The sequence below is a fragment of the Enterococcus sp. DIV0574 genome, assembly GCF_051711125.1.
Lineage (GTDB): Bacteria > Bacillota > Bacilli > Lactobacillales > Enterococcaceae > Enterococcus_D > Enterococcus_D gallinarum.
Map to the genome: position 1 here is coordinate 1368228 of NZ_JBIOMA010000001.1, position 14799 is coordinate 1383026.

The following is a 14799-nucleotide window of genomic DNA, read 5'->3' on the forward strand; positions in this document are numbered from 1 at the left end:
AGTTATGGAATTTACTTATCATTATGAGCGGCAAGAGCCGCAACAGTTAAAATACTTTTTGAAAGAGCAAGGGATTTCTAAAGGATTGTTGGCAAAAATCAAGTTTCAAGGAGGCAAGATTTTTGTTAATGACCAAAGACAAAATGTCTTGTATTCTTTGGTGCAAAATGATACGGTAACCATTGTGATCCCAGACGAAGGTGAACATGAAACGGTCTTATTAGATGAGACGCCAATCGAGATCGTTTATGAAGACCAGCATCTTTTGATTGTAAACAAACCAGCAGGCATTGCCTCGATCCCGGCTCAATATCATCCTAATGGGACGATGGCTAATCGTGTCAAAGCTTATTATAAACAGCAAGGTTATCAGGATCAGGTCATTCATGTGGTCACTCGCTTAGATCGGGATACATCTGGATTGATGTTGTTTGCCAAGCATGGCTTTGCCCATGCGAAGTTAGATGTTCAGCTGCGGCAAAAGCAATTGATAAAAAAATATCAAGCAATCGTTGCGGGACAGATTCAAGAATTGGCTTCTCACGGAGAAATCACTTATCCGATTGCACGAGATCTCAGTTCATTATTAAAACGAAAAACAAGTTTGGAAGGGAAATCCGCACGTACGGAATATTGGTTGACGAAAAAGGATCAGCAAGTTGCTGTGGTTACGATTCTTCTTCATACCGGTCGTACCCATCAGATTCGCGTTCATTTTGCTGCCATCCATTGTCCATTACTGGGAGATGAACTTTATGGCGGTGCGATGGATCTTGGCATTGATCGTCAGGCCCTTCATTGTTGCGAATTGGCTTTTACCCATCCTTTCAGCGGCAAATCGCTGTATTTTAAAGCAGACTTGCCGGCAGATATGGCATCAATCAAACAAGCAATGAGTGAATAAAAGAGGTGAAGAGATTGGATGAAAATCAAGAACTTAATGAGCGCTTTGAGCAGCTGACTCAGGCGTTGAATGAAACAGATATCCAGAAATTTCGTGAAGTGTTTTTGGATCTGCATATTTATGAGCAGGGACAATTCTACCAATCTCTCGATGAGTCGCAGCGCCAAATCGTTTATACGTACCTTTCACCCAAAGAGTTGGCGGATATGTTTGACGTGATCGAAGAAGATGATGAACATATGACAGAGTATCTTTCGGAAATGCGTCCCGGCTATGCGGCTGACATGCTAGCAGAGATGTATACCGACAATGCCGTCGATCTTCTGAATACGTTAGATAAGAAGCAAGTAGCAAAATATTTGAGTTTGATGCCGGCAGAAGATGCTAGTGAAATCAAAGAGCTCCTGCATTATGAAGATGAGACAGCTGGTTCATTGATGACGACAGAGTTTGTTTCGATCGTGGCCAATCAAACGGTACGATCCGCAATGTATGTCCTAAAAAATGCAGCAGATGTCGCCGAAACGATTTACTATATTTATGTCGTCGATACGGACAACAAACTGGTCGGAGTAATCTCTTTGCGGGATTTGATCATCAATGATGATGATACGATGATTGCAGATATTTTGAATGAACGGGTCATGTCCGTGCATGTGGGGGATGATCAGGAAGATGTAGCTCAGACATTTCGGGATTATGACTTTCTAGCTTTGCCAGTTACAGATTACGATGACCATTTATTAGGGATCGTAACTGTCGATGACATCATTGACGTAATCGATGATGAAGCTGCCAGTGACTATTCCGGATTAGCCGGGGTCAACGTGGAAGAAGTCAGTGAAAATCCCCTCAAAGCCTCTTCACGACGCTTGCCATGGCTGATCACATTGCTTTTCTTGGGGATGGCAACAGCAAGCTTGATCAGTCATTATGAAGAGCTTGTAAGTGAAGCAAGTATTTTAGCCGTTTTTATTTCATTGATCACTGGTACAGCAGGAAATGCCGGTACGCAATCTTTAGCGGTTGCGGTCCGCCGTTTGGCCATCTCAGATGATAAAGAAAAAAGCTTTATGCGAACGGTGATCGGTGAAGTCCTCACAGGGTTAGTGACTGGTGCTGTCACCGGTTTAACGATTTTTGCGATCGTGGCTGTCTGGAAACAAAACCCGATCTTAGGTTTTGTTATTGGAATGGCGATGATGTGTGCCATTACGGTAGCGAATCTCGCAGGAAGTCTGATTCCAATGTTAATGGATAAATTAGGCTTTGATCCAGCCGTTGCCAGTGGTCCATTCATTACGACACTTAGTGATTTGACTAGTGTCTTGATTTATTTCAACATTGCTAGCTTATTTATGAACTATTTTATTCGTTGAAGAAACTAGGTATTCCTTTCAATCAAAGTAGATCCATTCATCAAAAGCGAGGCGCCTCTTTTCTATAAGAGACGCCTCGCTTTTTTGTCTTATTCGTATCGATGATGGGACCATGATGGTAAATTTATTTTTGCAACTTGGGAATGACTGACGAAGGAGAAACGCCAAAAAGTTTTTTAAAAGACTTGCTAAAGTGATACGCGTCTTGATAACCAACAGCAGAAGCGACTTCTTTGATCGTGAGTTTCTCGTTTGTCAGCATATCTCTCGCACGTTTTAGCCGGATCTCGATTAAATAATTGATTGGGCTGACTCCAGTAGCCTCTTTAAAAACTTTTGAAAGATAGGTTGGACTGAGAAACTGATCTTGTGCGAGCTTTTCTAAAGTGATTTCTTCTTTATAGTGGTTCTCTAAAAAGTAGATGGTGTAGTTAACGATTTGTTGGTGGCGGCGTTGGCTTTTCGTGAGATAGGGCACCACATTCAGACGTTTGTCGTTTAAGCCTCTTAATATATAGACCAGCATCTCGATGATCAATGCTTTTTGCATTAATTGGAATTCATCTTGCTCCTCATTACTCTCCCGAACGAGCTGCCACGCTTTATCTAAAACTTGGTGGTGGTATTTTCCTAAATCCAGTAACGGTTGCTTGTTGGGGAAAAAGTTGCGTTTGAATCCTTCTAAAGAAATATTCTTTAAGCCAATATGCAGTTGGTGGGAACAAGTCCCTGACTCCTGAAACTCACAATGATTGACACCAGGGTTAAACAACATGATACTGCCTGCCTTGATTTTAGTAGCTGGCGCCTCTTCAAAATAATAATTGCTTTCTCCTTCCAAAACGATACTGATTTCCAAGAAATCATGGTGATGCATTTCTCCATGACTTTCAGACTGTGTCCAAGGATCAAACAAGTAGATAATTTCGGGATTAAAGGTTCTGGGATTTACTAGATTCATTCATTTATCACTCCAATGGTGTCAGAACCTGGTAATTTCAGGTCGACGGCTTCTTAGTAATATTTTACATCAAAATGAGTAAGAAAAACCATTTTAATCGCCTAGTAAATCGCTAAGCTTAACAACGAGAGGGGGAATTAGATGAGTAACACACAATGGATCTGGCGATATGCGAAAAAAAATCGTGGCCGAATCATTTTAGCAATCCTGTTTTTACTTATTAATGCTGCGTTGATCGTCGTCAATCCATATCTAGGGGGAATGGTGATCGATGATGTGATCAATCAGCAGCAAACGCACTTATTGATTCCATTATTACTGATTATGATCGCAACGACAGTGATCCGAACCATTGTCCGCTATGCGTATCAACTATTATTTGAACGAGTTGGACAAAACACGCTCTATCATTTACGAGAAGATTTGTATCACAAACTGCAAGAACTGGATTTTGACTTCTTTAATCATACGCGAGTTGGGGATATTATGGCGCGTATGACAGGGGATACCGATGCTATTCGACACTTTGTTTCTTGGGTGACCTATAATATAGCCGAATGTTTTTTGTGGTTTTTCTCAGCCGTAGTGGTCATGAGTTTTATTGACTGGAAATTGATGCTTGCTTTAGTCGCTGTGACGCCAATCATCTTTCTATTAACGAATCAAATGTCAAAAAAAGCTCATCCATTGTTCTTTGAGATTAGGGAAAGCTTTTCTCGGTTGAATTCGATGGTAGAAGAAAATATTGGTGGTAATCGCGTCGTCAAAGCATTTGCCAGAGAAAATTATGAGATCGACAAGTTTAAAGCGTACAACCAAGATTTCAAGACCCGCAACATGGCTTCTGCCGAAGTATCCCGAACCTATTTGCCTTGGTTGGATGGATTAGCCGGAAGTTTGAATGTCATTGCTTTGGTCTTAGGAGGAATCTTTGTGATCAATGGAGACATGACATTAGGTGATCTAGTGGCATTCAACGGGTACCTATGGATGTTGAATAACCCGATGCGAATGAGTGGCTGGCTGATCAATGATGTTCAACGTTTTTCTGCCGCCTGTATCAAGATTCGTCAAATGCTCGCACAAGAGTCAAAAATTCCTGTCCATGAAAAGAAAGCCTTGGAACCAATCAAAGGCTTTGTGGAATTTAAACATGTTTCCTTTCATTTTTCCGATGATCCGGATCAAAATGTTTTGGAAGATGTTAGCTTTAAAATAGGACCTGGGCAAACGTTAGGGATTTTAGGTGAAACCGGCTCTGGTAAAACAACATTGGTCAATCTTGTAGGCCGGTTTTATGATCCTACTGAGGGTGAAGTGCTGATTGATGGCAAAAATGCGAAAGAATATCCGGTCCGCCAAATGCGGGAGAACATTTCAATGGTCATGCAAGATGTATTCTTGTTTTCTAACACGATCTCTGACAATATCGCTTTTGGAAATCCGTTGGCAGACGAAAACTTTATCCGGCAAATGGCGGTGGTAGCGGATGCCGACACCTTTATTTCCCGAATGCCTCAAGGTTATGAAACCATCGTCGGTGAGCGGGGAGTAGGCTTATCCGGTGGCCAAAAACAACGTATTTCATTGGCACGGGCTTTGGCGAAAGATCCATCGATCTTGATTCTTGATGATACCACTTCAGCGGTTGACATGGAGACAGAATCCAAGATCCAACAAGAGCTAACCAAACTAACTGGAGAAAAAACGACTTTCATCATTGCTCATCGGATCTCTTCTGTCCGTGAAGCAGATCAAATTCTGATGATGGAAAAAGGACGCGTGATCGAGCAGGGAACCCACGAAGAACTAGTTGCCAAAAAAGGCAGATACTTCGAGGTATACCAAAAACAATTGGGATTGACTGGAGGTGACGACAATGGCGCGCAATAAATTTGATGTGGATGAAGAACTGGAACAGGAGTTCAGTTGGAAAGACTTTAAACGATTGGCCCGCTATGTCGTCCCTTATAAAGCGAGTATCGGTAAAGTCCTCTTTACGATCATCTTAGCCAATTTGGCGGGAATGCTTGCTCCGGTATTTACAAAAATTGCGATCGATTCAGCTATTCCTGACCAGAATAAAATGCAGCTGTTTTTGATCGGTGCTGCGTTTGTTGTGACACTGCTGATCATTGGTCTGTGCATGCGTTACCGGATTTATCATATTACGAATATTGGCCAAGACGTCTTGAAAGACATGCGTTACGATATCTTTGAACATTTACAGCGCTTGCCTTTTTCCTATTTTGATACGCGGCCTCATGGAAAGATTTTGATCCGTGTGGTCAACTATATCAATACACTGAGCGATCTGTTAAGCAATGGACTGATCAATCTGATCTCCGATATTTTCAATGTAGTGATCACACTGATTTTCATGTTAGTCATCGACGTCAAACTGACATTGTATTCATTGGCACTCTTACCGATCTTGTTCGTGATGGTCATGGTGATTAAAAATAAACAGCGCAAAGCTTATCAAGTTTTAAGCAACAAACAGTCGAATCTAAATGCGTATATTCACGAAAGTATCGCTGGTATCAAGATCACTCAATCCTTCGCCCGTGAAGAAGAAAATGCCCAAATTTTTGAAGAAGTCAGCAATGATTACCGTACATCTTGGATGAAAGCTGTCAGAGTCCAATTTTTGATGTGGCCAGGGGTGCAAAACATCTCTGTGATCACTACTTGTCTGATTTACTTTGTTGGTATTCGTCAAATCGGTGTTGATGTCAGTACTGGCACGTTGATTGCTTTTATTAGTTACATCAATAATTTTTGGAATCCAGTAATCAATATCGGAAATTTTTATAATTCACTGATCACGGCAACGGCGTACCTTGAACGGATCTTTGAGACGATGGATGAAGTACCGGATATTGAAGATAAAGCTGATGCGATAGAATTGCCGAGCATCAAAGGGGAAGTGGCTTTCAATCATGTGACTTTCCGTTACGAAGAAGGCAAAAATATCTTGTCTGATGTTAACTTCCAGATTCAGGCAGGAGAAAGTATTGCGTTAGTTGGTCCTACCGGCGCAGGTAAAACGACGATCATCAACTTGTTGAGTCGGTTTTATGATGTGAATGAAGGCAGTGTCAAAGTTGACGGTTATGACGTTCGGGATGTGACCTTGGAATCATTGCGCTCACAAATGGGTGTCATGCTGCAGGATACTTTTATTTTCTCGGGGACGATCATGGAAAATATTCGTTATGGAAATCTGGCAGCAACCGAAGAAGAAATCATCGAAGCTGCAAAAATCGTTCGAGCCCACGAGTTTATCAAGGAGTTGAAAGATGGTTACCACACAGTTGTTGAAGAGCGAGGAAGTACGTTATCCGCAGGGCAACGCCAGTTAATTTCCTTTGCCCGAGCATTACTGGCAGATCCAAAGATATTGATTCTAGACGAAGCAACTTCAAGTATTGATACAAAGACTGAAGAGCTGCTGCAAGAAGGGCTTTTAAAACTTCTGGAAGGCAGGACGTCCTTCATTATTGCCCATCGCCTGTCAACGATCAAAAATTCCGACCGTATTTTTTATGTCGCTGGAGGAAAAATTGCTGAATCGGGCAATCACGACCAGCTGATGGCCTTAAAAGGGCTCTATCATCACTTGTACCAATCACAGTACGATTTGTTGCAGGCGATATGATAAATGGTAGTAGGCTTTGCGCAAAAAAGACATTCGTTTATCAGCGAATGTCTTTTTTTGCTTAATGATCTGTCAAATCAACGATTTTCGTTCCGTGGAGTTCAGAGACACCAAGCTGATCGGCAATTGACTGGGCATTCTTGTATGAAATACCTGCACCTGGTAAAATAATCAAGCGGTCTCCTGCATAGTCGATCAATGCTTTTAACCGTTCTAAGTTCTCTTCGATAGCTGTTCCTGCTGGCCCGCCATGTGTGAGGATGCGGTGGACGCCGTGATCAGCAAGCCAATCAATGGCTTCAAATTGGCGAGATTCCGGAATGGCATCAAATGCCATGTGAAAAGTGATCTGTAATCCTTCAGCTGTATCAATCAGAAGTTCCAGTGCTTCCTCATCGAGCCAGCCGTTCGGTGTCAGACAGCCAAAGACCACACCATCAGTTCCTAATTTCTTGGCTTCGATCAAATCGGTGTGCATGATTTTTAACTCGATGTCATTATAAACAAAATCACCGCCTCTTGGTCGAATCATTGTCATGATCGGTACACTTTTTTCACCAGCGTAACTCAGTGCTTCTTCAATCACACCCGTGCTAGGTGTGGTCCCGCCGACAGCCAAATTGTCGCATAACTCGATCCGTTTTGCTCCTCGGCCGATCGCTAATGGGATCATCGTATAATTTTCGGCACAAAATTCTTTTAACATCTGTTTCCCTCCGTTTTTCAGCTGTTATTCTATACTAGCATTTTACCATAAGTCTATGCTAAAGTAAGAAAGAGAAGAGGGATTTGATATGTTAAAAAAAATCGATCGTGGGCGACTTTTTCTTGAGGCCCATAGCGACTTATTTGAGTGTCCATTGTGTCATCAGCAGGTCTTTGCCAATGAGAGTGGACTGATTTGTCTGAATCGTCATCGTTTTGATCTTTCAAAAAAGGGTTCTTTATTTTTTTTGGATCATCCTGTGAAAACGGAGTATGATCAAGGAATGTTTGTTCCTCGAAGTCGGATGATCCAAAGTGGGATGTATCGTCCAGTCTTAGAGGCCATCTCCCACCAGATTGAACAATCCGAAAACATTTTAGATATTGGTTGTGGGGAAGGCAGCTTTTTTGCCCAATTATTAGCCGGACAAGAAAAAACGGCAGTAGGATTTGACATTGCCAAGGAAGGCGTCTATTTGGCAACCAATCATGCTGCTTCTGCCTTTTGGTGTGTCGCAGATCTCACGAATCTTCCTTTTGCCCCCGCTAGTTTTGATACGATTTTGAATTTATTTTCGCCTTCCAATTATCAGGAATTCGACCGCATCTTGAAGCCGGGCGGACAAGTGATCAAAGTTGTGCCAGCAGCAGGCTACCTTAAAGAGCTGCGGCAAGCTTTTTATCCAGATGATTCTGCAAAACAAGTCTATTCTAATGAACGTGTCGTTGATAAATTTTTTGCAAAATATCCGCAAGCGAGCCGAGAACGGATTTGTTATCCATTCTCAATCCCAGAAGACCGGCGACTGGACTTGTTGGCGATGTCGCCATTGGAGTGGGGTGCGTCAAACGAGCAAATAGCAAAAGTTCGGGAAAACCCGTTACACGAAATAACAGTCGATATTGAGTTGTTAGTCGCGAAAGTTTCTTGAAAAATTTTTGAACTTTTTTGTTATTTACCCTTGCAATCATGTCATGGGAGTGATATATTGTTCTCAAGTCATTTTTCATTGGTTTTTATCAGGTTCCTGTTCTGATAAAAGTTAGTGAAAAGAGCTTCACTAACGTAACGACTCGCAGTGATTGACACCGAGTTGGTACGTTTTTTTTTATGCTCAAAGTTTCAGTAAATCAGATAGAAGTTCGCAAAACGATTTTCGTTAAAATATGGTACTATAGAATCTATTGAGAGACAATTGGCTCGAACCAATTGAAAGGAGTCTTACCAGATGAATCACATTGTTTTATTTGAACCACAAATTCCTGCCAATACCGGCAATATCGCTCGGACTTGCGCGGCCACCAATACACATTTACACCTAATTGAGCCATTAGGCTTTTCAACAGATGACAAGCATTTGAAGCGTGCTGGACTTGATTACTGGCATGATGTTCATATTACTTATCACAAAGATTTAGCGGCATTTATGTCCTTTTTAGGTGATCGTCCACTGTACCTGATCTCTAAGTTTGCCAATCGTGTCTATTCTGAAGTAGATTATACGACTCATGAAGACCAATTTTTCCTTTTTGGGAAGGAAACAACTGGATTGCCTGAAACATTCATGCGCGAACATGCGGACAAATGTTTACGAATTCCAATGAATGATGCCCATGTCCGATCATTGAATTTATCTAACACTGCCGCGTTGATTATTTATGAAGCTTTACGGCAACAAGGGTTTCCAGAGCTAGAATTGACTCATCACTACGATAATGACAAATTAGATTAGATACAATCGATAGGAGAGACTTGTTCGATGCAATTATATTTTACTCGTCATGGCAAAACAGAATGGAATCAAGCACGACGATTTCAAGGAATGATGGGCGATTCACCATTGTTGCCTGAAAGTTATCAGGAGATCCAGCTTTTGGGTGACGCAATCGCAAATGTTCCTTTTGAAAAAATCTATTCAAGTACCTCGTTACGTGCCCGTACAACCGCACAAGGGATAGTGGAAAGATTAAAGCAACCAGTCGAGATTGTTTATACAGAAGGATTACGTGAACTTGGACTAGGCGATTTAGAAGGGCAGTTCATTGATGAAATGCAGGCAAAATACCCGCAAGAACTGGCTGATTTGCGCCACCATCTTGACCGTTATGACCCAACGATATTTCAAGGAGAGCCCATCGAAGATGCCCTGAAGCGCATTGAAACAGTGGTGATGACTGCTGTGCAAGCCCACAATGGTCCGTTACTTTTTGTCGGTCATGGGGCCTCATTGACGGCAGCTATCCAATGGTTGACCGGAAAAGAATTGGCACAATTGCGGGAACAAGGTGGTCTTGTTAATAATAGCTTGACCATTTTAGAGACAGGAGCAGATAAACAATTGCCTTTTGAGATGACCTGTTGGAATGATGCAAGTTTTCTAGAAAATCAAGACAGTTTAGATGCCTTACTATAGGTGAAAGGAGCGGCGTCGTGAATCCAGAAAGAACATTTTTTGTCGGCCATGTTGCCGCGATCTTTTTTCAAAATCCTAGCAATTTCTATAAGGTACTTTTAGTCAAAGTGACAGAAAATAATGCGGATTACAAAGAATCTGAGATCGTCGTCACTGGGAGCTTTGGTGAGATCCAAGAAGAGGAGAGTTACCGATTCTACGGTGAGTTAGTCAATCATCCTAAATATGGCGTCCAATTAAAAGTGGACAGCTATCAGCAAGAACAACCTACATCAGAGCAAGGTCTGATCAATTATCTTTCAGGAGAGAAGTTTCCTGGTATCGGTAAGAAGACGGCTGAAAAAATTGTGGGGCTTCTAGGAGATCAGGCGATCGATCGCATGTTAGAGGACCCGGTATTGTTGGAGCAAATTCCTGGATTGAATGAAAGCAAGCGAAAAATGATTCTTGATACGGTTCGACTCAATCATGGGATGGATCAAGTGATCGTTGGGTTAAGCCGCTATGGATTTGGTAGTCAGCTTTCTTTTGCCATTTACCAAGCATACAAAAATGAAGCATTAGAGATCATCCAAGAAAATCCTTATCAATTAGTCGAAGATATTGAAGGGATTGGCTTCAAACGGGCAGATAACATCGCCGATCAATTAGGAATTGAAGCCACCTCGCCCCAGCGCTATCGTGCGGCAGTTTTGCACCAGATTTTTGCCCAATCTTTACAGACTGGGAACACGTATATTCACGCACAAGATTTGCTCGAGCAAACACTTCGGTTGTTGGAAACGAGTCGACCCATCGAAATTCCACCGGATGACTTGGCAAATACGATTATTGGATTGGTAGAAGAAGGCAAGATCCAACAAGAAGAAACGAAGTTGTATGAAAACAGTCTCTATTTTTCAGAGTGGGGGATCGCCAATTCGATCCAACGATTATTAGCTCGCAAAAAAGAAATCAACTACCCCAAAAAAACAGTTGAAAAAACACTGCGAAAAATCGAGAAGCGATTAGGGATCGTCTATGGATCTTCCCAAGAAGAAGCCATCAAAGAAGCCATCCATTCCCCATTATTTATTTTGACTGGCGGACCTGGAACAGGGAAAACGACAGTAATCAATGGGATCGTTCAATTATTTGCTGAATTGAATGATCTTGATTTAGATCCCGCAAAATACACGGAAGAAATCTTCCCCATCTTGTTGGCAGCTCCTACAGGTAGGGCAGCCAAACGGATGAATGAGACGACGGGACTTCCCAGTGGGACGATTCATCGTTTGCTTGGGCTTAACGGCCGTGAGAAGACGCCTAGTGTCGCTGCGAAAGAACTTGAAGGCGGTTTGTTGATTGTTGATGAAATGTCGATGGTGGATACGTGGTTGGCTAATACATTGTTCAAATCGATCCCTACAAATATGCAAGTTATTTTTGTTGGCGACAAAGACCAACTGCCTTCAGTAGGACCGGGACAAGTGCTGCATGATCTTTTAGAAATCGAACAGATTCCAAAACAAGAATTGACCGAGATCTATCGTCAAGGAGATGGGTCAAGCATCATTCCATTGGCTCATGCGATAAAAAATGGGCAACTGCCTGCAGACTTTACCCAAAATCAAAGAGATCGCTCTTTCTTTGCTTGTGATGCTTACAAAATTGAACCGTTGATCGCACAAATCGTGCAACGGGCGAAAGCGAAAGGCTTCACACCGCAAGACATTCAAGTTCTAGCGCCAATGTACCGCGGAGCAGCAGGGATCGATGCACTAAACAAGATGATGCAGGAAATCTTTAATCCAAACGATGGGACCAAAAAAGAAGTCACTTGGAATGAAACAGTCTACCGGATCGGAGATAAAGTTTTGCAGCTGGTCAATTCGCCAGAAGACAATGTTTTCAATGGGGATATGGGACAAATCGTCGGCATTATTCCTGCCAAACAGTCAGAAGACAAAGTGGACGAATTAGTGATCCAATTCGATGCCACAGAAGTTACCTATAAGCGAAATGAATGGAATAAAATCACATTATCCTATTGCTGCTCGATCCATAAAGCGCAAGGAAGCGAGTTCAAAATGGTGATCATGCCGATGGTTCATCAATACCAACGAATGCTGCAACGAAATTTACTCTATACGGCAGTGACCCGCAGCAAAGAGCTGTTGATTTTATTAGGAGAGCCCCAAGCTTATCAAACATGTGTGACACATGAGTCCGCCACTCGACTGACTACCTTGCAAGAGCGGATCAACGGCAGCGACGAGATGACACCTTTGCAACGTCAAAGGTTGGCACAGTTTGAAGAAGCAGATGATCCTTTCTCAGAGTCTAACTCACAGACAACAGCCACAATGAAAAGTGAAAAGAAAACAGATACTGCCCGTGAGCCGGTGAGCAGTAAGCAGTCGGTTCAGAAACAGGAACTTGATTTGTTTGCCACAACACCGAGTGAATCCATCATCGAAGAAACACTACCGGAAGGAACTATCTCAAAAGAACCGCTTTCGAGAGAATTGACAATCGAAATGGTTCAAAAAAATGTGGTTGATCCAATGATTGGGATGGAAAATCTTTCTCCATATGATTTTCTCGTCTCTTAAAAAAGAATTTTTTACAGTTAATGAAAATGAGCGCTTTCTTTTGGTTTTTTAGCGAAACATGCTAAGCTAATACCAAAAGGAGGCGTTTTCAAATGGCGAAAGAAACAGATGACAAATTAGAAAAATTAGCAAAAGAATCCAGCAATAACTTCAAGAAATTGGATGAGTTGGAGAAAGAATACAAACTTGATGAAAGTCCAGATGCCGAAAACGAGCAAGGAGAGGAAACCGGGTTAGAGAAAAAATTAGACAAAGTTCCGCCAGTTTGGGCACCAAACACAAATCCGACTAACCCAACCAATCCGAATAGTTCAGGAAGCATTTAAGGCTGAAATCAAAAAAACGCGTAAGAGGAGATTGCCTCTTACGTGTTTTTTATTGTAAATGCTGGTAATAATAAATGGCTAACTGGGTACGATCCCGAAGTTCTAATTTTTCTAATAACTTACTGATATAATTGCGGACCGTTCCTTCGCTGAGAAACAACGCTTGCGCAATTTCTTTATTGTTTTTTCCAGTGGCAATTTCCTTCAAGATCATTTTTTCTCGTTCTGAGAAATGAGTAGTCAAATAAGAGTCATTATTTTTTAACAGTGTAGGAAACTTCGTGACGATTTCAGCGCCAAACACTGCTTGGCCATTGTATGCAGCTTTGATAGAGGGTACAATAGCCGAAAGATTTTGCTTGATGAGATAGCCTTTGACTCCGAGATCCAAAGCTTCTCGTATATAGGCATCATCATCAAAAGTAGTTAAGAGTAAAATGACGGCATTCGGATCCCGGGTTAAAATCTTGCGAGCAGCATCTAATCCAGTCCCATCGGGCATCCGAATATCTGTTAGTATAATCGCAGGTTTTCTTTCTTCGTACAATGCAACTGCTTCTTTGGCACAATGACCAATGCCTGTTACCTCAATTTCGTTTGAAACTTCCAAGATGGTTTTTAATGATGCGGTAACTAGGGGATCGTCATCGATGATTACTACTTGGATCATTGGTCCTCCTCCTTAGGTAAAATAATCGTAAGTTGAAATAAATTCTCTTTTTCAAGGGCATGGAGTTGTCCGTTTACCTGGTTGATTCGCTGGCGCATCGTCTGCAAACCGATCCCGTGGGTGTGATTGAGCCTATCCTTTGGTTTGTCATTCTTGATTTGTAATCGATGAAAAGCAGGTAGTTGTTTAAAATCGCAAGTCACTTTTGTTGCTTGACTGTGCTTCATGACGTTGGTCAAGGCTTCTTTTATGATCGTGATTAGGACAGTTTGTTGTGTTTGAGAGAGAATACTTGGCGGTGTTCCTATTACCTCAACTGTACAAAATTGAAAGTCTGATAGCAAAAGATCTAATGCTTGTGGAAAAGGAAGCGAGTGATGATGTAAATCGTGAACACTTTCTCGGATGCGGTCCATACCCAAGTTCATGGTTCGGTTCAATTGATCCAATGGTAAGTGAAGTTGCTTATTTTGATTAATTGCTTGAATGGCACCTAATTGTAAGATGGCACTTGAAAGCAGATGACCAACATTATCATGGATATCACGAGCGATTCGATTCCGCTCTTCAGCGATCTGTAAGGCGACTTCTGTTTCTTGAGAGCTTTTAAGGTAGTCGTTTTGCTCACGCAATCGGCTCTCATTTTCCCAATTGGCATCTTGAGTCGAGTTGAATTTTTTTTGTAACGAATGAAATTCAAAACTATCGTTTCGCAAGTAAGAAGCAGAGTAGACCAAAAGCATCAGTATAATCCGTATCGGCCAAGAAGGAACCAAGGAAAATAAGAGTATACAAAGAATGAGCAGGAGGATCTTTTCTTGCTTTTCACCAATCTGGGCTGAACGAAAGACGCATGGGAAAAAATAGCTATAAATTGGCCAAACCAAACTAAGACCTATCAAAATGCCCAATGCCAGCCACGTTCCTTTTTTGAACAGCAGACAGAGACCACTTAAGATGATTGTCGTCAAAAGATAGATTAAGTCTAGGGCTTGGAAGCCATTCAGGGACATTAGCCCTCCACAGAGAAGAAAATAAAAAACAACCTCATTAATCGACAATGGTTTATTCATATCTGGCTCCTAAATAATGACAAATGTCATTTTTGTTTTGGCGTATCCTCACTAGTTATTCTTTTCGCTTTTTATTATAGTCAGAATAAGAAGTGTTTGGAAAGGAGTTTTT

The 14799-nt window shown here is 41.7% G+C and carries 13 protein-coding genes; 9 read left to right on the top strand and 4 right to left on the bottom strand.

What is annotated here, in order from left to right; all coding sequences use genetic code 11:
* Positions 1-4 precede the first annotated feature (4 nt).
* Both IGJ45_RS06705 and mgtE read left to right on the top strand, forming a co-directional pair.
* Positions 5-904 carry an RluA family pseudouridine synthase gene (locus IGJ45_RS06705; RefSeq protein WP_103299935.1) on the top strand — a complete coding sequence of 300 codons (900 nt, stop codon included), beginning with the start codon at positions 5-7 and terminating at the stop codon, positions 902-904.
* Positions 905-918: 14 nt separating this feature from the next.
* Positions 919-2283: a magnesium transporter gene (gene mgtE / locus IGJ45_RS06710; protein ID WP_060815539.1), complete on the top strand. Its 1365-nt coding sequence runs from the start codon at positions 919-921 to the stop codon at positions 2281-2283.
* A gap of 124 nt (positions 2284-2407) precedes the next feature.
* Here mgtE and IGJ45_RS06715 read toward each other — a convergent pair whose 3' ends face one another.
* The gene (locus IGJ45_RS06715) at positions 2408-3244 is read right to left on the bottom strand and encodes an AraC family transcriptional regulator (protein ID WP_003127042.1); all 837 of its coding nucleotides are present in this window, start codon (positions 3242-3244) and stop codon (positions 2408-2410) included.
* Positions 3245-3385: 141 nt separating this feature from the next.
* Here IGJ45_RS06715 and IGJ45_RS06720 point away from each other — a divergent pair, with 141 nt between their 5' ends.
* Together IGJ45_RS06720 and IGJ45_RS06725 are read left to right on the top strand one after the other, a co-directional pair.
* Positions 3386-5137, top strand: a complete 1752-nt coding sequence (locus tag IGJ45_RS06720) for an ABC transporter ATP-binding protein (protein ID WP_003127043.1) — start codon at positions 3386-3388, stop codon at positions 5135-5137.
* The gene (locus IGJ45_RS06725) at positions 5124-6905 is read left to right on the top strand and encodes an ABC transporter ATP-binding protein (protein WP_219645263.1); all 1782 of its coding nucleotides are present in this window, start codon (positions 5124-5126) and stop codon (positions 6903-6905) included. Before IGJ45_RS06720 ends, IGJ45_RS06725 begins: the two co-directional genes overlap by 14 nt.
* A gap of 61 nt (positions 6906-6966) precedes the next feature.
* On the opposite strand, the gene IGJ45_RS06730 is transcribed toward IGJ45_RS06725, so the two are convergent.
* Positions 6967-7611 (bottom strand): copper homeostasis protein CutC, encoded by a 645-nt coding sequence (locus IGJ45_RS06730; RefSeq protein ID WP_195957659.1) that lies wholly within the window; start codon positions 7609-7611, stop codon positions 6967-6969.
* An 88-nt stretch (positions 7612-7699) separates the two neighbouring features.
* Between IGJ45_RS06730 and IGJ45_RS06735 the strand changes: the two genes are divergently transcribed.
* From IGJ45_RS06735 to IGJ45_RS06755, 5 genes are all read left to right on the top strand, one after another.
* A complete protein-coding gene (locus tag IGJ45_RS06735; protein ID WP_219645262.1) occupies positions 7700-8542 on the top strand; it encodes a methyltransferase domain-containing protein in 843 nt (280 codons plus the stop codon).
* A gap of 297 nt (positions 8543-8839) precedes the next feature.
* Positions 8840-9343: a tRNA (uridine(34)/cytosine(34)/5-carboxymethylaminomethyluridine(34)-2'-O)-methyltransferase TrmL gene (gene trmL / locus IGJ45_RS06740; RefSeq protein WP_003127047.1), complete on the top strand. Its 504-nt coding sequence runs from the start codon at positions 8840-8842 to the stop codon at positions 9341-9343.
* A gap of 27 nt (positions 9344-9370) precedes the next feature.
* On the top strand, positions 9371-10024 hold the full coding sequence (locus IGJ45_RS06745; protein ID WP_103299939.1) for a histidine phosphatase family protein: 654 nt from the start codon (positions 9371-9373) through the stop codon (positions 10022-10024).
* A 17-nt stretch (positions 10025-10041) separates the two neighbouring features.
* On the top strand, positions 10042-12618 hold the full coding sequence (gene recD2 / locus IGJ45_RS06750; protein WP_219645260.1) for an SF1B family DNA helicase RecD2: 2577 nt from the start codon (positions 10042-10044) through the stop codon (positions 12616-12618).
* A 92-nt stretch (positions 12619-12710) separates the two neighbouring features.
* Positions 12711-12944: a hypothetical protein gene (locus IGJ45_RS06755; RefSeq protein ID WP_041119103.1), complete on the top strand. Its 234-nt coding sequence runs from the start codon at positions 12711-12713 to the stop codon at positions 12942-12944.
* Positions 12945-12993: 49 nt separating this feature from the next.
* Here the strand turns inward: IGJ45_RS06755 and IGJ45_RS06760 are convergent, their stop codons facing one another.
* Together IGJ45_RS06760 and IGJ45_RS06765 are read right to left on the bottom strand one after the other, a co-directional pair.
* Positions 12994-13614 (bottom strand): response regulator transcription factor, encoded by a 621-nt coding sequence (locus IGJ45_RS06760; RefSeq protein ID WP_005472357.1) that lies wholly within the window; start codon positions 13612-13614, stop codon positions 12994-12996.
* Positions 13611-14687: a sensor histidine kinase gene (locus tag IGJ45_RS06765; protein ID WP_060814260.1), complete on the bottom strand. Its 1077-nt coding sequence runs from the start codon at positions 14685-14687 to the stop codon at positions 13611-13613. The genes IGJ45_RS06760 and IGJ45_RS06765 overlap by 4 nt, the downstream gene beginning before the upstream one ends.
* Positions 14688-14799: the final 112 nt, after the last annotated feature.